We start from the raw sequence: 19087 nt of genomic DNA, 5'->3' as shown, positions 1-19087 counted from the left end.
ACCCCGGTCCTCAATCCAGCTGTAGCCGCGGCGAATACATCTCCAGCCAGGTGTGCAGATCGATCGCGCGGTCGAGCCCCATCCGCACCCGCGGTTCCATCCGGCTCGGATCCTCCGCGACCGCCTGCTGCAACCAGTTCCGATCGAGAATACCGAACAGCTCCGAATCGTGGTCCGCCAGGAGCTCCTTCCCGAGTTGCTGGAGGTTCGCCGCATACCCGGGATCCTGCGTCGAGGGGTACGGGCTCTTGACCCGATCCACCACCGATTGCGGCAGCACATGTTTCGTGGCGTGCCGCAGCAAACTCTTCTCCCGCCCGTCGAAGGTCTTCAGCGACCACGGCGTGTTGTAGACGTACTCGACCAGCCGGTGATCGCAGAACGGTACCCGCACCTCGAGCCCCACCGCCATGGACATCCGATCCTTGCGGTCGAGCAGCTGCCGCACGAACCGCGTCAGATGCAGATGACACACCGTGCGCATCCGCCGTTCGACCTCCGACGCGCCGTCGAGTTGGTCCACCTCCGCGCACGCGGCCGCGTACTCGGCGTCGACGTAGTCGGTGAGCTCCAGCCGGTCGCGCAGCCCCGGCTCGAGCATCTCCCACCGCGCCTCGTTGCGCAGGGCATTGCCGAAGGCCATCCACGGAAAGGTGTTCGCCCGCACCGCCTCCGGGTCGTGGAACCAGCGGTACCCGCCGAACACCTCGTCGGCCGACTCTCCCGACAACGCCACCGTCGACTGCTCGCGAATCGCCTTGAACAGCAGATACAGCGAGGTGTCCATATCCCCCAGCCCCGCCGGGATGTCCCGCGCCCCGATCACCGCGCGCCGCACCGCGAGACTCGACAGATCGCCGGGATCGAGCACCACGTCGTGATGCGCCGACCGCACCAGCGCGGCCACCTCCCGCACGAACGGCGAATCCGGCGTGTCGCGCATCTCGTCGGGAACCAAGTTCTGCTCCTGATCGGCGAAATCCACCGAGAACGTGCGCAGCCGCTCGCCGTGCTCGGCAAGCTGCCGGGCCGCCAGCCCGGTGATCGCGCTGGAATCCAGTCCGCCCGAGAGCAATACGCACCGCGGCACATCGGAGATCAGCTGCCGCCGCACGATGTCGGTCATCAGCTCGCGCACCCGGTCCACGGTCTCCGCGCGGCCGTCGGTGTGCTCCACGGCCTCGAGCCGCCAGTAGGTGCGTTCGCGAATCCCGTTGCGGTCCACCGTGATCACCGTGCCGGGCAGCACCTCGCGCATCCCCTTCCACAGCGCCCATCCGTGCGCCTTGGTGAACGCGAACAACTCCCGCAGCCCGTCGCGGTCGACGACCCGCTCCGCCAGCGGATTCGCCAGGATCGCCTTGGGTTCCGAGCCGAACAGCACCCCGTCGGGCGTGGGGTGGTAGTAGAACGGCTTGATCCCCATGCGATCCCGCACCATCAGCAGCTTCTCGTCGCGCTGATCCCAGATGGCGAACGCATACATGCCGTTGAGGTGGCCGACCATCGCCTCACCCCAGTGCAGGTAGGCGTGCAGCACCACCTCGGTGTCGCTGTCGGTGGTGAACGAATGTCCTTGGGCCTCGAGCTGTTCGCGCAGCTCGCGAAAGTTGTAGGTCTCGCCGGAGTAGATCAGTCCGACGTCTCCCGCGGGCGTGCCGAAACTCATCGGCTGGGTGCCGCCGGGCAGATCGATGATGGCCAGCCGACGATGTCCGAGTCCGGCGTGCGGCCGCACGAAGGTGCCGCTCCCGTCCGGTCCCCGGCACGCCATCGTCTCGGTCATCGCGTCCAGAACAGCCTGCTGCTGGGTCAGATCACGCTCGAAGGACACCCAGCCCGCGATACCACACATATCGCAGCCTTCCCTGTGGTGGGCAAAATTGGTTAGGGCAAACAACTATGCGTAATCCCGTTGTAACACAGCGCTTCCGAGTGCGCCACAGCCCTCGTGTTTCCGCTGGTCTATCGGTCCGGGCTACAGGCGGCGGTCCGGTCGAGCTCGGCGCACGGGGTGTCACCGTGCGCGCGGATGATGTCCTTCCCGGCGCGATCGGTGAGGAAACGCAGGAAGGCGGCGGCCAGCGAGTCGTAGGGCAGTTCGCCGTTGCTGTAGGCGTATTCGACGCCCCAGAAGGGATAGGCGTGCGCCATGACCTCGTCGCGCGCGGGGCGGTGCCCGTCGATGGTGACCGCGACGACGCCGGGCGCGTGGGCGGCCTCGGTGTAGGCGGCGTAGCCGATCGCGCCCGGGGTGGCGGCCACGGTCTCGAGCATGTCGCGGGTGAGCGGCACCTCGCAGGCGGCCGGGCCGGGCGGGTTGGTGACCCGGATGGCGCGACAACTGTTCTGCGGCAACGTGACCGGCGCGCCGTCGAGCAGCCGTTGCTGGAAGGTCTCCCGGGTGCCCGACCCGAGCGCGCGATTGACCAGCCGCACCGGCTGCGCCGGGCCGCCGAGTTCACTCCAGTCGGCGATCCGGCCGCGGAACAGGTCGCCGATCCGGGCGGCGGGCAGATCGTGAATCCCCGAGTCGCCGTTGACGATCACCGCGAAGGTGGCCATGGCCAGCGGCCGGGGCAACAGGTCGGGGTAGCCGACGCCCTTGGGCCCGTCGGTGATGGCGAGCAGGCCGGGGTTGCCGCGGCCCTCCTCGTCGACGCGGGCCAGACCGCGTTCGCTGCCGTCGAAGGCGAACGTGAACCGCGCTCCCGCACAGGTTTTGCGGTAGGCGTCGGCGGCGTCGTGCACGACCGGCTCGAATGCCGAGGACCCGACGAGGGTGAGCGAACCGGACACGCAGTCGGCCGCGGGCGGATCGTCGCCCACCAGCGCGACCACGAACTGGACCACGATGATGACCACCAGGAACACCAGGAAGCCCAGCACATTGCGGGACACCCCGGTGCGGCTGCGGGTTTCGCAGATCCGGCCGCCCTTGAGTTTGCCGCGCAACGTCGGTTCGGGGTAGTCGGCGTCGGCGGTGCTGCGCTCGAGGATCGCCAGGATCTTGTAATGGTCGCCGCGATTCATCGGCACCTTGGGCAGATCGATGACGCCCAGTTGCCGAGAGGTGTCCTCGCGCACCGCGATTCCCCGCCCCGGCTCGAGGTAGTCGCGCAGGCTGCGGTCGCTGAGTTCGTTCACCGCCGTGCCGAGCACGCGGCGACGCGGGAACTCCAGATGCATCCCCACCGGCTCGTCGCCGGGCGTGGCGTAGTCACCGGGGTCGATGTAGGTGACGCCGTTGTTCTCGATGCGCACCAGCACGATCGACAGATCCCGCAGCCCGGGATCGCCCTGCACCGCGTGCAATTGGGTGAGGACGCCCGGATAGACCGAATCGATCTCGCCGGTCACGGGCGTGTCCATCTGCACGCGGTACCCGAGCTGTTTGCGGCGGATCACCACGAATTCCCACACGAACGCGATCAGCGAGACCGCGAGCGCGATGATCGGCAGCCCGATCTGGATCAGATAGTTGTCCACCAGGACCGAATCCCCCGAATCCCTTGCCTGCCCGCCATTCTCGGCCGCCCCTCCCCCTCCGGCCAGGGTTGAAGCCCAACGTTGGCCGACAATTCACCTGGCCGCCCCGCGCCGGGCTGCGGCCACCGCAACGCCGACTCACCTGTCCGCTTCACGCCGGGCCGCGGTCACCGCAACACCGACTCCCCTGTCCGCCCCCCGCGCGCGGAGTTCACCGCAAGGTCAGGGCGGCGTCGGCGGCCGCGGTGACCAGCGCGACGGCGGTGGCCGCGGCGACGACGGCGTGCGAACGGCGATAGTGGGTGGTGAGGACCGCGACGAATTCGCGCAGGAACGCGGCGGGCAGGAAGTAGGTCGCGGTGCGCGCGCCGAGGACCTGGGCGTCCACGCCGAGCCGCCGGGTCAGCGCGGCGGTGCGCAGGACGTGGAAGTTGCTGGTCACCACCGTCATTCGCAGTTTCCCGGGCGGAAGCGCGCGGGCCTCGAGTTCGCGCAGGCAGTTGCGCAGGTTCTCCTCGGTGTTGCGGGAGCGGCGTTCGCGCACGACCACGCACCCCGGAATCCCGCGCGCGGTGAGGTACCGGCCCATCGCGTCGGCCTCGGAGGTGGTCTCGTCCGGGCCGCGGCCGCCGCAGGTGACCACGATCGGGTTGCCCCCGGCCGCGACCGCCGCGCGGTAGACGCGGATACCCCGATCCAGCCGGGCGGCGAGCAGCGGCGTCACCGCGCCCCGATTCAGCCCGCAGCCCAGCACGACCACGGCATCGACCTCGGTCCGCTCGGGCAGTCGCTCGTAGAGCAGGGCGTAACCGCCGAACGCGATCAGATGCACCACGAGATACGCGCCCAGCGCGCCGGATACCAGCGCGAGCTGCATCGCCCACTCGGGCGCCCGGGTGCCCGCGTCGGCGGCCACGACCGCGGCGACCAGCACCAGCAGTCCCGCCCCGACCACCAGCGGCGTCGAGGTGATCGGGGCCAGGCCCTCCCGCCGGATCACCTGCACGCCGTTGACCACCAGCGCGAGCGCGGTCACCGTCGGCACCAACGCCACGACGACGCGCACGGCCGACCCCGGCACCGCGAGCGGGATCACCGCGGCGAGCGACAGCACCACGCCCGCGACCAGCGCGCCGACCGCGCCCAGCAGGACGAAACCGGTCGAGAGCCGGCGCGGCTCCCGCCGGATGCGCGACACCCCGACGATCGCCAGGACCACCCCGGCGCACAGCAACACCGTCGTTCCCATCCGCCCTCGCCTCCAGCGCCATCCGTAGCCGACGCACCGGCGATTCCCCCTCCCGCCGCCGCGAAACCGCAAACGGGCGAGTCGATTTCAGCCGTTCCGATCCGTCACGAATGCGGCTTTTCCGAGCCGGACGGCGCCGTCGCCGTACACCTCGACGCCGGTGACCGAGGTGGCGTGCACGGTCAGATTGCGCCCCCGATAGGTGTAGATGTACGGATTCTCCCGCTGCACGATCCGCACCGCCTGCTCGTAGAGCGGCCCGCGCCGCGCGGGGCTGGGGCTGTGCGCGGCCCACCCCAGCACCTCGTCCAGTTCGGGCGAGCTGAATCCGCTGTAGTTGCCGGAGGATCGGCTGGTGAGAAAGCGGGCGATATTACCGTCCGGATCGAGCCGCCCCGACCAGCCCAGCAGCAGCGCCTCGTAGTTGCCGCGCTTCTGCGCGGCGAGCATATCGGCGTACTCGGCGGGCACGATCCGCAGATCGAACCCGCCCTCGGCGAGGGCGGTCCGCAGCTCCTGCGCGTAGGCGAGCTGGTCGGCCACGTTCATCACCTGCATGGTGATCGGATACGGTTGCGGCACACCGGCTTCGGCGAGCAGCCGCCGGGCGCGCTCCGGATCGTGCGGCGGGCACGCGGTGGCGGCCGCGGTGGCGTAGGAGGTGCGCGGCGCGATCGGGGTGCAGGCCGGTTCGTACCAGCCCTTGAACACCTTGTCCACCAACGCCTGTCGATCGATGCTCAGCGAAATCGCCAGGCGCACCCGGGGATCGGTGGCCAGCGGGGTGTCGATGCGCCCGGCCGGTTTCCCGGCCCCGTCGACATTGCCGGTGTTGAGGTAGAAGCCCTGGAACCCGAACGAACCCGACACCAGCAGACGCAGCCGGGAATCGGCGCTCAACGCGTCCACGTCCTGCGGGGACATGGTGTCGGCGACCTGGATCTCCCCGGCGCGCAGGGCGGCGGCGCGGGCCTTGGGGTCGGGCATGACCCGGTAGGTGATCCGATCGAGGTGCACGGCGCGGGCGTCGTAGTAGAGCGGATCGCGCTCCACCACGATGCCGCGCGGTCCCCGCTCGACGAATTTGAACGGGCCCACGCACACCGGCCGATCCCCGAAGTCCTTGCCGGTCTCGCGCAAGGTGTACGGGGACATGATCATTCCGGCGCGGTCGGCGAGCGCGGCCGTGATCGGGGCGAACGGCGTGCTGAAGTGGATCACCACCGTGGCGGCCCCGTCGGTCCCGATATCGGTGATCGGGCCCAGTTCGCCCGTGCGCTGCGAGCCGTCGAGGGTGAGGTGGCGTTGCAGGCTGGTCCGCACCGCGTAGGCGTCGAAGGTGGTGCCGTCGGCGAAGCGGACCCCGGCCCGCACCGGAACGGTCACGGTCCGGCCGTCGTCGGAGAAGTGCGGCAGATCGGTCGCGAGCTGCGGCACCAGATTGCCGGAGGCGTCGTTGTCGTAGAGCTTCTCGCAGATCGTGTTCATGACATAGCGCGTGTACAGCGAGCTGGAGGTGGTCGGATCGAGGCGGTCGGGCTCGTTGGACAGGCCCATCACCAGCTCACCGCCCGCGCGGACCGGCCGGTCGCCGACCGGCGTGCCGTAATCGTCCATGTGCGTGGCCGTTTCGACGGTCGGCGTGGTCTGCGAACAGGCCGCGGCCGCGAGGACCACCAGGGCCGCGGCGATCGGTCGGAACCAGCGAATGCGCATCGGCGTCAGCCCTCTGTCTCGGATTACACTCATCGGCCCGCCGCGTACCCCTGCATCCCCCGCGGATTGGCCGCGGCGGACAGCACGCCGGTCTCCGGATCGCGGGCCACCGCCGACAACCGGCCCTCCGACCACGGGCCGTTCACCCGGACGCGGTGCCCGCGGCGTTCGAGGTCGGCGATCACCCCGGCGTCGAACCGTGATTCCACCACGACCCCGGCGGGATTCGTCGCGCGCGGATAGAACGAACTCGGGAAGCTCTCCTGATGCCAGTTCGGCGCGTCGATCGCGGCCTGGAGGTCGTCCCCGTGGCACAGCGCGACGGACAGGAAGAAGTGCAGGCTCCACTGATCCTGCTGATCCCCGCCCGGCGTGCCGAACGCCAGCACCGGCTCCCCGTCGCGCAGCGCCAGCGACGGGCTCAGCGTGGTGCGCGGGCGGCGGCCCGGCGCCAGGGAATTCGGCAGATCCGGCGTCAGCCACGCCATCTGCAACCGGGTGCCGAGCGGGAAACCGAGTTCGGGGATCACCGGATTGGATTGCAGCCAGCCGCCGCTGGGCGTCGCCGCGATCATATTGCCCCAGCGGTCCGCGACGTCGAGATGGCAGGTGTCACCGCGCACCCCGCCGTCGGGGCCGACGGTCGGTTCGCCGATACCGAAACCCGTTGGCACACCGCGTGTTTCGGTGCGGGCGAATGCGGGCAGGCGCGGCGGCGCGCCGTCGGGACGGCCGGGCCGCAGCTGCGCCGACGCGGTCGGCCCGATGAGTCGCGCGCGCTCGGCGTTGTATTCGGGCGAGAGCAGCGTGGCGACCGACACCGTCGCGCTGTCGCCGTACCATGCCTCGCGGTCGGCCATGGCCAGTTTCGACGCCTCGATGAGATGGTGGTGATACTCGGCCGTGCCGTAGTCGGGCAGCTCGGCCAGCAGGGCGAGTTGCTGGGCGAACACCGGTCCCTGACTCCACAGCCCCGGTTTGGCGATGGTCCAGCCGTTCCAGTCGTAGGTGACCGGATCCTCGTACGCCGCGGCGTGATTCGCCAGATCGTCGCCCGAGAGGGTCCCCGCGTGCCGCTCGCCCGAGGTGTCGAGCGTCGGGCGCGCGGCGGCGGCCGTCAACGCCTCCGCGACGAATCCGCAGCGCCACACCCGCCGCGCCGCCTCGATCCGGCTCTCGCGGTCGGGTCCCGCCGCCTCCGCCTCGGCGAGAACCCGCCGCCAGGTGCGTGCCAACGCCGGATTCCGCAGCAGCGCACCGGGTTCGGGCGGACGGCCGTCGCGCAGGTAGATCGCCGCGGAGTCCGGCCACTCGGCGCGGAACAGGTCGGCGACGGCCGCGACGGCCGCGCCGATCCCCGGCACCGCGGGCACCCCGCGCTCGGCGTACCCGATGGCGTAGGACAGCACCTCCGCCAGGGATTTGGTGCCGTAATCGCGCAGCAACAGCAGCCACGCGTCGAACGCGCCCGGCACCGCCGCCGCCAACGGCCCGGTGCCCGGGACCAATTCGAGCCCCAGCCCGCGATAGTGCGCGACGGTGGCCCCGGCCGGGGCCGGGCCCTGCCCGCACAGCACCCGCGGCGGCCGCCCGGCGGGCGCGAGCAGGATCGGCGCCTCCCCGGCCGGGCCGTTGAGATGCGGTTCGGCGACGTGCAGCACGAACGCCGCCGCCACCGCCGCGTCGAAGGTGTTGCCGTCGTGCTCGAGCACGGCCATGGCGGTGGCCGAGGCCAGCCAGTGGGTCGACGACGCCATGCCGAAACCGCCCCGCAGGGTGGGCCGCGTGGTGAACACCGCGGTCCGCCTCACACCGCGATGCGATGGAACAGCACCTGCTCGAGCAGCGCCACCAGCACGTCGCGCACCGAATTCCGGTCGCGCGCATCGCATTCCACCAGCGGAATCCAGTCCTCCAGCTCGAGCGCCTCGCGCACCTCCGCGAGCGCGAACCGCCGCTCCTCGTCGAAGCGGTTGACCGCCACCACGAACGGGGTCTTCTTCTCCTCGAAGTAGTCCAGCACCGGGAAGCAGTCGTCGATGCGGCTGGTGTCCACCACGATCACCGCGCCGAGCGCGCCGTCGATCAGGTCGTCCCACAGGAAGACGAACCGATCCTGGCCGGGCGTGCCGAACAGGTAGAGGATCAGCGACCGCTCCAGCGTGATGCGGCCGAAGTCGAGGGCGACGGTGGTCTCCGTCTTCTCGTCGCGGCGGCCGCGATCGTCGACGTCGAGCGACACCTCGGTCATGGCGGCCTCGGTGGCGAGCGGCTCGATCTCCGAGATCGCGCCGATGAATGTCGTCTTCCCGACGCCGAAGCCGCCGCTGACGACGATCTTCACCGACGACGGCGTGGTCTTGGGCTGGTCAGAGTGCCCGGACAAGATCCCTGATCCTCTCGATGGCGGCAACGGTCAATTCGGGGGCCTCCCGCACGGTGACGAAACCGGCGACGGCCAGATCGCTCACGATCACCTTGGCGACGCCCACCGGAACCTTCAGCGCCACAGCGACTTCGGCGATGGAATGCGGTTCCTGGCACAACCGCACGACGGCGAGCTGCTCGAGTTGCAACGGCGCGGGCAGCGCCGACGGCGGCGCCTGCACCAGGGTCTCGATGCGCAAACCGTCGATGACGGGGGTGGTGCGTCCGCCCGTGACGACGAACGGGCGCACGAACTCGTCGTCGTCGGCGAAATCACTGTGGGTCATCTGCGCAGGGTCTCTCGCAATTCGGAGATCAGCGCCGGATTCAGCAGCGACCCGGCGCGTTCGGCCAGCACCGACATCTCGTAGCCGAGCTGACCGACATCGCAGGTGCTGTCGGCGATCACGCCGAGGCAACTGCCGTCGCTGATCGTCGAGACGAGCAGGAAACCCCGGTTCATCTCGATCATGATCAGTTCGAGGCCGTCGAAGGAGTAGCTGCGCGAGGCGCTGCGGGCGAGGCTGGTCAGCCCGGACACCATGGCGCCCAGCCGATCTGCGGCGGCGCGCTCGAGCCCGTCGGACATGGCGATGAGCAACCCGTCCGAGGAGACCGCGATCGCCTCGCGCACGCCCGGGGTGGTGCGCGCGAATTCGGCCAGCATCCAGTCGAAACTCACCGGTTCTCCTCCGAGATCGTCACCAACGGGGTCGAATTCGCCGCCGCGCCGCGCTCGTGCCCGGCGCGGAAGGACGACAATAGTGTGCGGGTCTGGTCCGGGGTACGCGGCGTCGCGGGCCCGCGGGACGCGCGCGGCGAGGCGTCCGCCGCGGATTCGGCGCCGCGCGCACGTTTGTTGCGGCGGGTCAGGCCGTTGCGCGTGGTGGGGGCGTCCGGATTCGCCGGGGCGGGCGCGGGCCGGGGGCGCTCGGGCGCGGGGAGCGCGGCGTACACCGGCTCCCGCGCGGGCGGCAGCTCCGAATCGGCGCCCCAGGCCGGTTCCAGCGCGGTTCGCCCGGCCGTGGCCTCGATCGTCGCCGGATGCGGATGCTGGTCCAGCGCAAGCAGATCCGCGGGCAGTGTCAGCCGCGCGGCGACCCCGCTGACCGGGGAGGAGGTCAGTTCGACGGTGATGCCCAGGCGCCGCGCCAACCGGCCCACCACGTAGTGGCCCAGATAGCGGCTGGGCGCGACGATGAAGTCCTGCTCGCCGCGCAGCCGCGCGTTGGACTGGGCCACCTGCTCCGCGGACATGCCGACGCCGTGGTCGACCACCGCCAGCAGATAGCCGTCGTCCGAGCGGCGCCCGTAGATCTCGACCTCGAGATCCGGTGGGGAGAACGCCAATCCGTTCTCGATGAGTTCGGCGAGCATATGTGACAGTTCGCCCGCGGCCGTGCCGACCACGAGGACGTCGTCCACCCGGCGCAACACCACGCGCCGGTAGTCGTCGACCTCGGACATGCCCGCGCGGATCACGTCGGTGAGCGAGATGGGCCGGGTCAGCCGGCGCGGGCTGTTCTCCCCGACGAGCACCAGCAGGCTCTCGGCGTTGCGGCGCATGCGGGTGGCGAGGTGGTCCAGTTCGAACAGGTTGGCCAGGCCCTGCGGATCGAGTTCCTTGCGCTCGAACTCGCTGATCAACGCGAGCTGGCGGCGCACCAGATTCTGGTTGCGCCGAGCCAGATTCGACAGCGACTCGGTGGTGTTGCGCCGCATCAGCGTCTGCTGGGAGGCGAGTTCGAAGGCGGTGGTCTGCACCCGATCCAGCGCGTTGGCGACCGCGGCGACCTCGGTGCTCGACCCCCGCGGCACGCGCACCGGCACGGGCGCCTCGGGCGGCGCGTCGGGCGCCTGCCCCCATTCCCGCACGACGCCGGGCAACCGGCGCGAGGCCACGTCGTCGGCCTCGGCGGCCAGCCGGGCCAGCGGCCGCACGAGCGCGCGCACGGAGGCGAGTACGAGCGCGATCATGGCGAGCACCGCGACGGCCGTGCCGACCACGAACAGCACGAGCGTGGTCATCGCCGCGCCGCGCAGCACGTTCGCCCGCGCCGCGACGTCCGCGCCCACGGCACGCTGCACCGCGCGCTGCGCGTCGATGACGGCGCTCGTGCGCGTCCACCAGTCCGCGGCGTCGACCGGGCGGACCAGCGGGCCGTCACCGGAGGCCAGCGCGACGCTCTCGGCCTGCTCGGCCGCGGCGGCGTTGTCGCCGAGCATCGCCTCGTCCAGATCGGCCTGCCGCTCGCGGGTGGCGAACCGCGAGAACGTTTGCAGCGCGGCCTGTTTGGTGGCCCGGATCTCCAGGAACTGGCCGTACTCGCCCCCGGCGAACCGGCCCGCGACGAACACGCCGTTGAGGAAGTTGCGTTCGGTGTCGAACTGCGTCTTGGCCGCGCCGAGCGCGTAGAACGCCTGCAACCCACGCTGGATGCGGGGATCGGCGGCCTGGTCGAGTCCGAGGGTCAACCGATCGAGCGCACCGGCGGCGTCGTTGTAGAACTGCATGAGCACCGGACGGCTGATGCGCCGGGCGTCGATCTGGGATCTGGTGCCCGCGAGCAGGTTCAGCCGACCCAGCGCCGCGCGCACCTGATCCGCCCCGGGCACACCGGAATCCGCGGCCGAACGCACCGCGTCGAGGGTGGTGTCGACGACCCGCCGCTGCTGCGCCAGCGGTTGCCGCAGCCGATCGTCACCGCCGAGCAGGCCGTTGCTGAGCCCGAGTTCCTGCTGGATCTGATCGGTGAGATCCTGCACGCGCAGCGCGAGCGACACCGCGTTCCGGGCGTCGTCGGCCTCGCGGTAGTCCCCGTACGCGCCGAAGGCGGCCACCGTCAACAGCGTGAGCACCAGGATCAGCGCGAACACGAGAATGCGGGACAGCTGACCGCCGATCGTGCGCGGCCGCACGACGCTCGAAATCGCGGTACCCGTTTGCTGACCTAGACGTGGGCGCACTACCTGCTACTCCTCGAGCCGACCCCGTGCCGACTCGACAGGCTCTCCGACGAGCGCACGGAAGTGTGTGAGCAAACTCCCATACGCCCACGTCGGCGTCAACCCTCGTGAAGCCCACCAGGCCAATGGATTTGCGCAAACCGGTCAGTACGGATTCGCGCGCGCCGCCCAGGATGCCGCGAGATCGCCCGCGAGCCGCGCCGGGAACGAGATCCGTCCCGGGTCCCCGTCGGAGGTGAAGCGGCCGCCCGGGTCCGCCGCGAGCCGATCGAGCCAGTAGCCCGAATCGAACGGCACCGCACCGAGACCCGAGCGGATGCGTGGGATCGCGGTCCGATCCAGCGCCCCGAACGGCGAGGGCGCGGGTTCCGCGCCGACCAGCAGCACCGCGTCGAAGGAATAGCCGGTGCCCGCCCACGAACCCGCGGTGGCCAGCGCGGGATCGGCGGGCCGAATGCCCAGCGGCAGGGCCATGGTGTGGACGCGTATCGATGTCGCCGACTCGATGGCCCGGACATTGTCGGCGAATTCGCGTTGCACCGACGCGCTGTCGAGACCGGCGAGGTTCGGGTGGGTCGCGGTGTGCGAGCCGACCTCGTACCCGTGCTCGACGAGCCATTTCAGCGCGCCCGGGGCGTTACCGAAGGAATCGTTGTTGACATAGAAGGAGGCGGTCGCGCGAAAGCCCGGATGGGTCGCGGCGAAATCGGTGAGAATCCCGACCGCGGTGTCGGGCGCGGGCGCACCGCTCGGCGTGAATGCCAGTTGGCTGCTGGTCGAATCGTCGAAGGTGAGCACGACCGGATGCGTCCCGGCCGGAATATCGATGGTCCCCGCCGCGTACTCGGCCACCGTGACGGGACGATAGTCCTCCCGATAGAGGCGATCGAGTTCGGCGCGGAACTCCGCGGGCGTCTGATCGTATTCGCTCACCGGATCCGCGCTCAATTGGTGATACATCAGGATCGGAACGCTGCCCAATTCGTTCGCCCCGACCGCCGCGGGCGTGGGCGCGGCGACCACCGGAGCGACCGGCGGCGCCGCCGCGGGCGCGGGTCCGGAATTCCCCGGCGGCCCCGCACAACTCCCCGCCACCAGCGCCGACAAGGCCCAGACCATCGCTCGCCCGCCCGAATTCGTCGCCACGCGCCCACCGTACGACCGCGGCCCCCACGCCGAGGGCAGCCGCGCCGACGCCACGCCACCCCCTACGACAGCGGCCCCGTACCGGAGGCGGCCGCCCGACGCCGCGCGCCCACCTACCACCGCGGCCCGGCACCGAAGACCGCCGCGCCCACTGGTCAGGCCGGAGGCAGCGGGATGGGGCTGGGCTCGTGGACGTTCACGAGCACGATCACATCGCCGTAGCGGGCAGCCCCGCGAGCCATGTGATGGGCGAAGCGGGCCAGCGAGAGCCGCCAGCCGTATTTCGCGTTCATGGCCGCGTCGACGTGGCCGATGAGGGTTCCGGTGGTGACCAGCTGCGCCCAGCCCTGCCGCTGATGCGTCCCCACGACGGGGCTGCCGTGCCAGTCACCGGGCTGGACCACCACGCGCCCGTCCTGAGCGAGCTGGCCCGCCTCCGGCGAGAGCGAGGAGATGCGGAAGGCCAGCTGCCGATCGCCGATCGGGACGACCAGCCGCGGCACGGTGACGAGTTTGTCGGGACCCGCGACACGGGTCACCAGCACGGTTTTCGCGTGCCACCACTGCGACCCGGGCCCGGCGTGCACCGGCCGGGTGGCGGGACGCGCGTGCGGGGAACGCCGCGGCCCGGCGGACACGGCCGGAATCCGCTGGGTCGGGGCCTGGGCATTGGCGGCGGTGGCAGCAGTGGCAGCAGTGGCAGCAGTGGCATCGAGGGTGTCAGTCATTTGCTTCGACCTTTCCGGTGACGATCGCACAATCGGATCGGTGAGGGATGCGGGCGGCCGAGACGGAACATTGGCGCGGCCAACCACTTTCGATATTCCAGACACCGGGCCGAGCTGACAACAACGCTGGTGGCCGGTCCGCGCCGGAATGACGGGAATCACAGTGCGCGCGCACCGCGAACAAGCATGAGCCGGGGCGCCTTCGGTGCCCCGGTGGGGAAACGTCCGTACCGCATGCCCGGCGGAAATCGCTGTGCCGCAACGATTTCGGAACGGGCCGACGGGCCCGCGGTCAGTCCGCGGGCCAGGTCCCCGTGATCGACCGGTATCCGGTCGCCCCGGCGCGATCCACCGCGGCCTTCACGACGCCGAACACCGCCCCCTGCAACGCCGCCGCGGTGAGCACCTCACCCCACCCGTACCCGCGCGCGGTCGCGCTCGGCGCCTCGTCCTCCCCCGCGAGCGTGCGCCACAACCGGTTGAAGATCATCGATGCCAGCAGTCCACCGAGCACGCTCACCAGCATGCCCAGCGGTTTGTAGAGCGTCCTCATGCCGACCTCCGCCGCGCCAGGAACCAGATCACCAGGGCGACCAGCACACCCGCCCCGACGATGGGCACCGGGTACGCGCGCACCACGCCCGCGGCCTGCCTGCTCCCGTCGACCACCACATCGGGGGTCGCGTCCTCGGCCCGCCCGCGCAGCTCCTGCGCCTTGGCCCGGGCCCGGCCCGGAACGTCGAACTTCTCGGTCAGCGCCTCGACCGTCTGCCCGAGTTCCTCCCGGGTCCGATCGCGATCGCGGCGCAATTGCTCCGGATCGGAGGGGATGTCGCTCATCGGTGGCTCCTCTCCTTGACGACGGCCACGTCCCGGCGGACGTCGGCGACGGCCTGTTCGGGCACCGGCGGGGTGGCCTGCTGGATGCGCGAGCGGCCGACGAGCGCCGCCACCGCCGCGATCAGCAGCAGCACGCCGCCGACGATCAGCGCCGACGCCCACCCGGGCAGAACCAGGGCCAGCGCGAGCACGGCCGCCGCGACCAGGGTCCCCGCCCCCAACAGGGCCACGATCGCCGCGACGCCCGCGAGCCCCGCGCCGAGGCCGAGCCGCTGCGCCTTGTTCTGGGTTTCGATGGCCGCCAGCCGGATCTCCTCGCGGACCAGGCGGCTCACCTGCTCGGTGGCGTTGCCGATCAATTCGGCGACGGGCGGGGATTCCGGCGCCCGCGAATCATAGGTGTGGCTCATGGCACAGCTCCTCCTTCGATCGTGGTTCCGGCCGCGGCACGGCGATTCGTCTTCGCGGATACCCGTCCCGGCGGACGTGACACGTCGACGCGGGAAGCTGGTTCGAATACGTTGCGGCACACCGGGTATGATCGGTCGCCGACGCGGCCGAAATGCGGTTTCGCCCATCCGGGGGCACCTGGCGCCCGGCCCGGGGCGGCAGTCCCGGAATAGGGCGGAAAAGGACACGTGAATCGCTCCGCGCGGCCCCCGCGCAACCCCTGGTTTTTCCAACGGCGGCGAAACGGACAACGCGCCCCGCTCCCTTCCCCCGACCCGGCCGCCCGGCGATCGATCGCATCCGCGAATTAGTCCAACAAAGACCACACCGTGACCGGGAAAAGGAACCCCGACGGGATGATAGTCTTGCCGAATGGCGCAGAAGACAATTGTCGAGACCTACGACGATCTCACCGGGGAGCGGATCGACACCGACATCGTCCCCAACCCCACGATCACCTTTGCGGTCGACGGTGTGGAATACGAAATCGAGTTGGGCGCGAAGAACCGCGACAAGTTCTATGCCGCGCTCGATCCCTACACCAAGGCCGCGCGTCGCATCGGCGGTCGGCGCGGCGGGCGTAAGGCCACCGCGGGTACGGGTTCTGCGTCGGGCCTGAGCAAGGCGGAATCGAACAAGATTCGGGAATGGGCGCAATCGACCGGCCGCAAGGTATCGGCGCGCGGCCGCCTGCCCAAGGATCTGGTCGAGGCTTACCGCGACGCCAATTCCTGATTCGCCCGGACGAGCGCCTCAGGCTCGGCCGGGCTCGTCGGCGTGCATCGCGGCGAGAATCCGCTCGGCGTGATCGATGACCAGCAGATGCCCGGCATCGGGAACGACAACCGCTCGGCCGCGCGGTAGTTCGGCGGCCAATCGGTGGGCGTCGGCGACGGGGACGTTGCGATCCCCGTCGCCGTGCCAGATCAGCACCGGAATCGTGATGTCGCGCAAGGCGAATCCCCAATCTCCGGCCAGCACCCGCATATCCGCCGCCACGCCGCGGCTGCCCTGCCGGAACGCCTCGGCCACAGTGGCCGACAGCTCCAGGGCCACATGCGGATGTTCCACCACCCGATCCCGGTCGACCACCGGCATCCGCGCGATCAGTTCCGCGACCCCGCCGGGCCGCCGCACCCGGGCCGCCAGCCGCGCCGCGAGGGGCCGGGCCAGGAACGGAAACCGCCGCAGCGCCAGCAGATTCCGCCGCTCGTCGCCGGGGGTGAACGGCGCGGGCGCGCTCACCACCGTCACCGCCCGCACCCGCTCCCCCAGCGCGTGCGCGCACGCCAACGCGTAGGGCCCCCCGCCCGAGACGCCGATCACCGCGAACCGCTCCCAGTCGAACCGATCGGCAAGCGCCGCAACGGTTTCCGCCCAGTCCGCCACCCGCGCCCGGGGGACGAATTCGGACCGGCCCAGCCCCGGCCGATCGACGGCGACGATCCGCAGCCCCGCCACCGCGGCGGCCGCGGCGAACGCGACCCCCTCCAACCGCGACCCGGGAATCCCGTGGCAGTACAGCACCGGCGCGCCCTCGGGATCGCCGTATTCGGCGTAGCCCACGACGCGATCCCCGGGCAGCGTAATCGTCTGCGGCACGGCTGAAGTCACGCCGGACAGCGTAACGGCCGTGCGATCGGTTCCCGGCCAGCCCGGCGGCCGGGGTGTCGCACTGTCCGATACTACTTGTCACAGGTAAGTGTGTGTGACAGTATGTCGCGGTAACATGACGGTGAGCGAACGCGACGCAGCGGGAGGCCGAGCGATGGGCGACAACCATTTCGACGTGCTGATCATCGGGGCCGGGGTGTCCGGCATCGGCGCGGCCTGCCACCTCGCCCGCGAGCTGCCCGACCTCGACTACGCCGTGCTCGAGCGGCGCGATCGCGTCGGCGGCACCTGGGACCTGTTCCGCTACCCCGGCATTCGCTCCGACTCGGACATGTACACCTTCGGCTACCACTTCCGCCCCTGGCGCGGGACCAAGGTGCTCGCCGACGGCGCGAGCATCCGCGAGTACGTGCGCGAGACCGCCGACGAGTACGGGGTCACCCCGCGCATCCGCTTCGGCCACCGGGTCGCGCACGCCGGATTCAGCACCGCCACCGGCCTGTGGACCGTGCGCTCGATCGACGAGACCACCGGCGCGACAACCGAATTCACCAGCCGCTTCCTGATCGGCTGCACCGGCTACTACGACTACGACCGCGGCTACCGGCCCGCGTTCCCCGGCGAGGAGAGCTTCGCCGGACCCATCGTGCACCCGCAGCAGTGGCCCGCCGACCTCGACTACGCGGGCAAGCGCGTGGTGGTCATCGGCAGCGGCGCGACGGCGGTGACCCTCGTCCCCGCCATGGCCGACCGCGCCGCGCACGTCACCATGCTGCAACGCTCGCCCACCTACATCCTGCCGATCCCCGCCGAGGATCCGGTGGCCGCGGTGCTGGAGCGCCTGCGCGTTCCGGCCCCGGTGATCTACAAACTCGGCCGGGTCCGCAATATCGCGTTGCAGCGCGGCGTATTCCAGCTGTCGCGGTCCCGGCCGGAGCTGGCGCGGCGGCTGCTGCTCGGCGTCGTGCGCACCCAGCTGCGCGGCAAGGTCGACCTCGCGCACTTCTCCCCCGCCTACGACCCGTGGGACGAACGGCTGTGCGTGGTGCCGAACGGCGATCTGTTCCGGGTGCTCCGGCGCGGGCAGGCGTCGGTGGTCACCGACACCATCGAGACCTTCACGCCCAACGGGATTCGGCTCGCCTCGGGCGCCGAACTCCCGGCCGACGTCGTGGTCAGCGCGACCGGACTGATCGTGCAGATCGCGGGCGGGGCCGAACTCGAGGTCGACGGCCGCCCGGTCGCCACCCGCGACCGCGTCATCTACAAGGGCGTGCTGATGGACGGCGTGCCCAACGCCATGTTCGTGCTCGGGTACACCAACGCCTCCTGGACGCTCAAGGCCGACCTGGCCGCCGAATACTTCTGCCGGCTGCTGGCCCACCTGCGACGGCACGGCTACGGCCAGGTCGTCGCGCGGGCCGAGGACGCCGATCGCGACACCGAATCCGCCTTCGGCACCGCCCTGCGCTCGGGCTACGTGCGCCGCGCCGACGGGGTCATCCCCCGGCAGGGCACGCGCGCGCCCTGGACGGTGCTGAACAACTTCTACCTCGACGCGGTTCGGTTGCGCTACGGCCGCGTCGACGACGAGCACCTCGAATTCCGCCGCACCGCAACGGATTCGGACAGCGCGGGCCGCGACTCAGCCGCGGTCGCCTGAGCCGCCCAGCGAGCCGAGGAACCGCCGGGCCAGCACGTGCACCCGGATATTGTTGCGCTGGGACTGTTCCACCAGCCGGGCGAACGCCTCGTCGGCCGAGCAGCCGTGCAGGGCCATGAGCGCGCCCTTGGCCTGTTCGATCTCCGCCCGCGAGGCCACCGCCCGCTGGAACCGCTCCGCCGCGTCCCGCGCGAGCCGACGGCGGCGGGCGTCGGCGACCGCGTGCCCGGCGACGAGGGCGTAGAGGTTCAGCAGACCCTCGTCGAAGGGATCGAAGGCGTCGTCGGTGTAGCTGTAGCAGGTGAGCGCGCCCGGCAACGGGTCGCCGTCGCCGATCTCGAGCCACAGCGGCACCGACAGCGCCGCGCGCACTCCCGCCCGCGCCGCGGCGGCGTCGAATTCGGGCCAGCGCCGCGCCTCGCCCCCGGTGCGCGCCCGCACCGGCCGACGGGCGCGCACCGATTCCAGCGCCGGACCCCGGTCGGCGGAGAACTGTTCGGCGTCCAGCGGTAGGGCCGCCGCGGCCGTATGCGTGGCGGTGTGCCAAACTCGTTGTGCCAGAACGGATATGCTCACCAGATCCGCCTGCGGCGCGGCCTCGGCGGCGGCCCCGGCCACCCGCGCCAGCGCCGCCTCCGCGGACTGCTCCCCCGTGACGATGTCCCGCAGCCCCGCCACCGCGACGGACGTGGCGCCCAATCGTGCCAGCGCGTCCGCGCGCTCCTTCCGCATCGAAAACCCCTCCCGGACGACGAACGATCTCATCGATCGCTTAGCCCGTTCCGAATGGAGATAACA

At 70.9% G+C, this 19087-nt stretch carries 18 protein-coding genes; 2 read left to right on the top strand and 16 right to left on the bottom strand.

Going from position 1 to position 19087, the window contains the following annotated elements; genetic code table 11:
• Nucleotides 1-10 precede the first annotated feature (10 nt).
• The 14 genes from asnB to ACWDSJ_RS24325 all read right to left on the bottom strand — a co-directional run bounded on the left by asnB (nt 11) and on the right by ACWDSJ_RS24325 (nt 14972).
• On the bottom strand, nt 11-1855 hold the full coding sequence (gene asnB, locus ACWDSJ_RS24390; RefSeq protein ID WP_450034483.1) for an asparagine synthase (glutamine-hydrolyzing): 1845 nt from the start codon (nt 1853-1855) through the stop codon (nt 11-13).
• Between the two features lie 110 nt (nt 1856-1965).
• A complete protein-coding gene (locus ACWDSJ_RS24385) occupies nt 1966-3489 on the bottom strand; it encodes a substrate-binding domain-containing protein (RefSeq protein WP_450034481.1) in 1524 nt (507 codons plus the stop codon).
• Between the two features lie 211 nt (nt 3490-3700).
• Nucleotides 3701-4738, bottom strand: coding sequence for a YdcF family protein (locus ACWDSJ_RS24380; RefSeq protein WP_450034480.1), 1038 nt, complete (start codon nt 4736-4738; stop codon nt 3701-3703).
• 87 nt (nt 4739-4825) lie between these two features.
• A complete protein-coding gene (locus ACWDSJ_RS24375) occupies nt 4826-6454 on the bottom strand; it encodes an ABC transporter substrate-binding protein (RefSeq protein WP_450034479.1) in 1629 nt (542 codons plus the stop codon).
• A gap of 29 nt (nt 6455-6483) precedes the next feature.
• Nucleotides 6484-8265 carry a gamma-glutamyltransferase family protein gene (locus ACWDSJ_RS24370; RefSeq protein ID WP_450034478.1) on the bottom strand — a complete coding sequence of 594 codons (1782 nt, stop codon included), beginning with the start codon at nt 8263-8265 and terminating at the stop codon, nt 6484-6486.
• Nucleotides 8262-8843, bottom strand: coding sequence for a GTP-binding protein (locus ACWDSJ_RS24365; protein WP_387366889.1), 582 nt, complete (start codon nt 8841-8843; stop codon nt 8262-8264). The genes ACWDSJ_RS24370 and ACWDSJ_RS24365 overlap by 4 nt, the downstream gene beginning before the upstream one ends.
• Complete coding sequence (locus tag ACWDSJ_RS24360) at nt 8824-9168, bottom strand: DUF742 domain-containing protein (RefSeq protein WP_387366627.1); 345 nt, start codon at nt 9166-9168, stop codon at nt 8824-8826. The genes ACWDSJ_RS24365 and ACWDSJ_RS24360 overlap by 20 nt, the downstream gene beginning before the upstream one ends.
• A complete protein-coding gene (locus ACWDSJ_RS24355) occupies nt 9165-9563 on the bottom strand; it encodes a roadblock/LC7 domain-containing protein (RefSeq protein WP_387366630.1) in 399 nt (132 codons plus the stop codon). Before ACWDSJ_RS24355 ends, ACWDSJ_RS24360 begins: the two co-directional genes overlap by 4 nt.
• Nucleotides 9560-11848 carry a sensor histidine kinase gene (locus ACWDSJ_RS24350; RefSeq protein WP_450034475.1) on the bottom strand — a complete coding sequence of 763 codons (2289 nt, stop codon included), beginning with the start codon at nt 11846-11848 and terminating at the stop codon, nt 9560-9562. The genes ACWDSJ_RS24355 and ACWDSJ_RS24350 overlap by 4 nt, the downstream gene beginning before the upstream one ends.
• Nucleotides 11849-11992: 144 nt before the next feature.
• On the bottom strand, nt 11993-12994 hold the full coding sequence (locus ACWDSJ_RS24345; RefSeq protein ID WP_450034473.1) for a polysaccharide deacetylase family protein: 1002 nt from the start codon (nt 12992-12994) through the stop codon (nt 11993-11995).
• Nucleotides 12995-13149: 155 nt separating this feature from the next.
• Entirely contained in the window at nt 13150-13722 is a 573-nt protein-coding gene (locus ACWDSJ_RS24340) for a hypothetical protein (RefSeq protein ID WP_450034471.1), read from the bottom strand.
• A 292-nt stretch (nt 13723-14014) separates the two neighbouring features.
• On the bottom strand, nt 14015-14275 hold the full coding sequence (locus ACWDSJ_RS24335) for a DUF4235 domain-containing protein (protein ID WP_387366641.1): 261 nt from the start codon (nt 14273-14275) through the stop codon (nt 14015-14017).
• Nucleotides 14272-14562: a DUF3618 domain-containing protein gene (locus ACWDSJ_RS24330; protein WP_387366644.1), complete on the bottom strand. Its 291-nt coding sequence runs from the start codon at nt 14560-14562 to the stop codon at nt 14272-14274. The genes ACWDSJ_RS24335 and ACWDSJ_RS24330 overlap by 4 nt, the downstream gene beginning before the upstream one ends.
• Nucleotides 14559-14972, bottom strand: a complete 414-nt coding sequence (locus tag ACWDSJ_RS24325) for a phage holin family protein (protein WP_387366647.1) — start codon at nt 14970-14972, stop codon at nt 14559-14561. Before ACWDSJ_RS24325 ends, ACWDSJ_RS24330 begins: the two co-directional genes overlap by 4 nt.
• A gap of 412 nt (nt 14973-15384) precedes the next feature.
• Here ACWDSJ_RS24325 and ACWDSJ_RS24320 point away from each other — a divergent pair, with 412 nt between their 5' ends.
• On the top strand, nt 15385-15747 hold the full coding sequence (locus ACWDSJ_RS24320) for a histone-like nucleoid-structuring protein Lsr2 (RefSeq protein ID WP_387366650.1): 363 nt from the start codon (nt 15385-15387) through the stop codon (nt 15745-15747).
• 18 nt (nt 15748-15765) lie between these two features.
• On the opposite strand, the gene ACWDSJ_RS24315 is transcribed toward ACWDSJ_RS24320, so the two are convergent.
• Complete coding sequence (locus ACWDSJ_RS24315; protein WP_450034469.1) at nt 15766-16626, bottom strand: alpha/beta fold hydrolase; 861 nt, start codon at nt 16624-16626, stop codon at nt 15766-15768.
• Between the two features lie 154 nt (nt 16627-16780).
• Between ACWDSJ_RS24315 and ACWDSJ_RS24310 the strand changes: the two genes are divergently transcribed.
• The gene (locus tag ACWDSJ_RS24310; RefSeq protein WP_450034467.1) at nt 16781-18289 is read left to right on the top strand and encodes a flavin-containing monooxygenase; all 1509 of its coding nucleotides are present in this window, start codon (nt 16781-16783) and stop codon (nt 18287-18289) included.
• Here the strand turns inward: ACWDSJ_RS24310 and ACWDSJ_RS24305 are convergent.
• Nucleotides 18272-19021, bottom strand: a complete 750-nt coding sequence (locus ACWDSJ_RS24305) for an ANTAR domain-containing protein (protein ID WP_450034465.1) — start codon at nt 19019-19021, stop codon at nt 18272-18274. The two genes, ACWDSJ_RS24310 and ACWDSJ_RS24305, sit on opposite strands and share 18 nt — an antisense overlap.
• Between the last annotated feature and the right edge of the window lie 66 nt (nt 19022-19087).

The sequence above is a fragment of the Nocardia sp. NPDC003482 genome (genome assembly GCF_053588115.1).
This window is presented reverse-complemented; position numbering and strand designations above follow the sequence as displayed.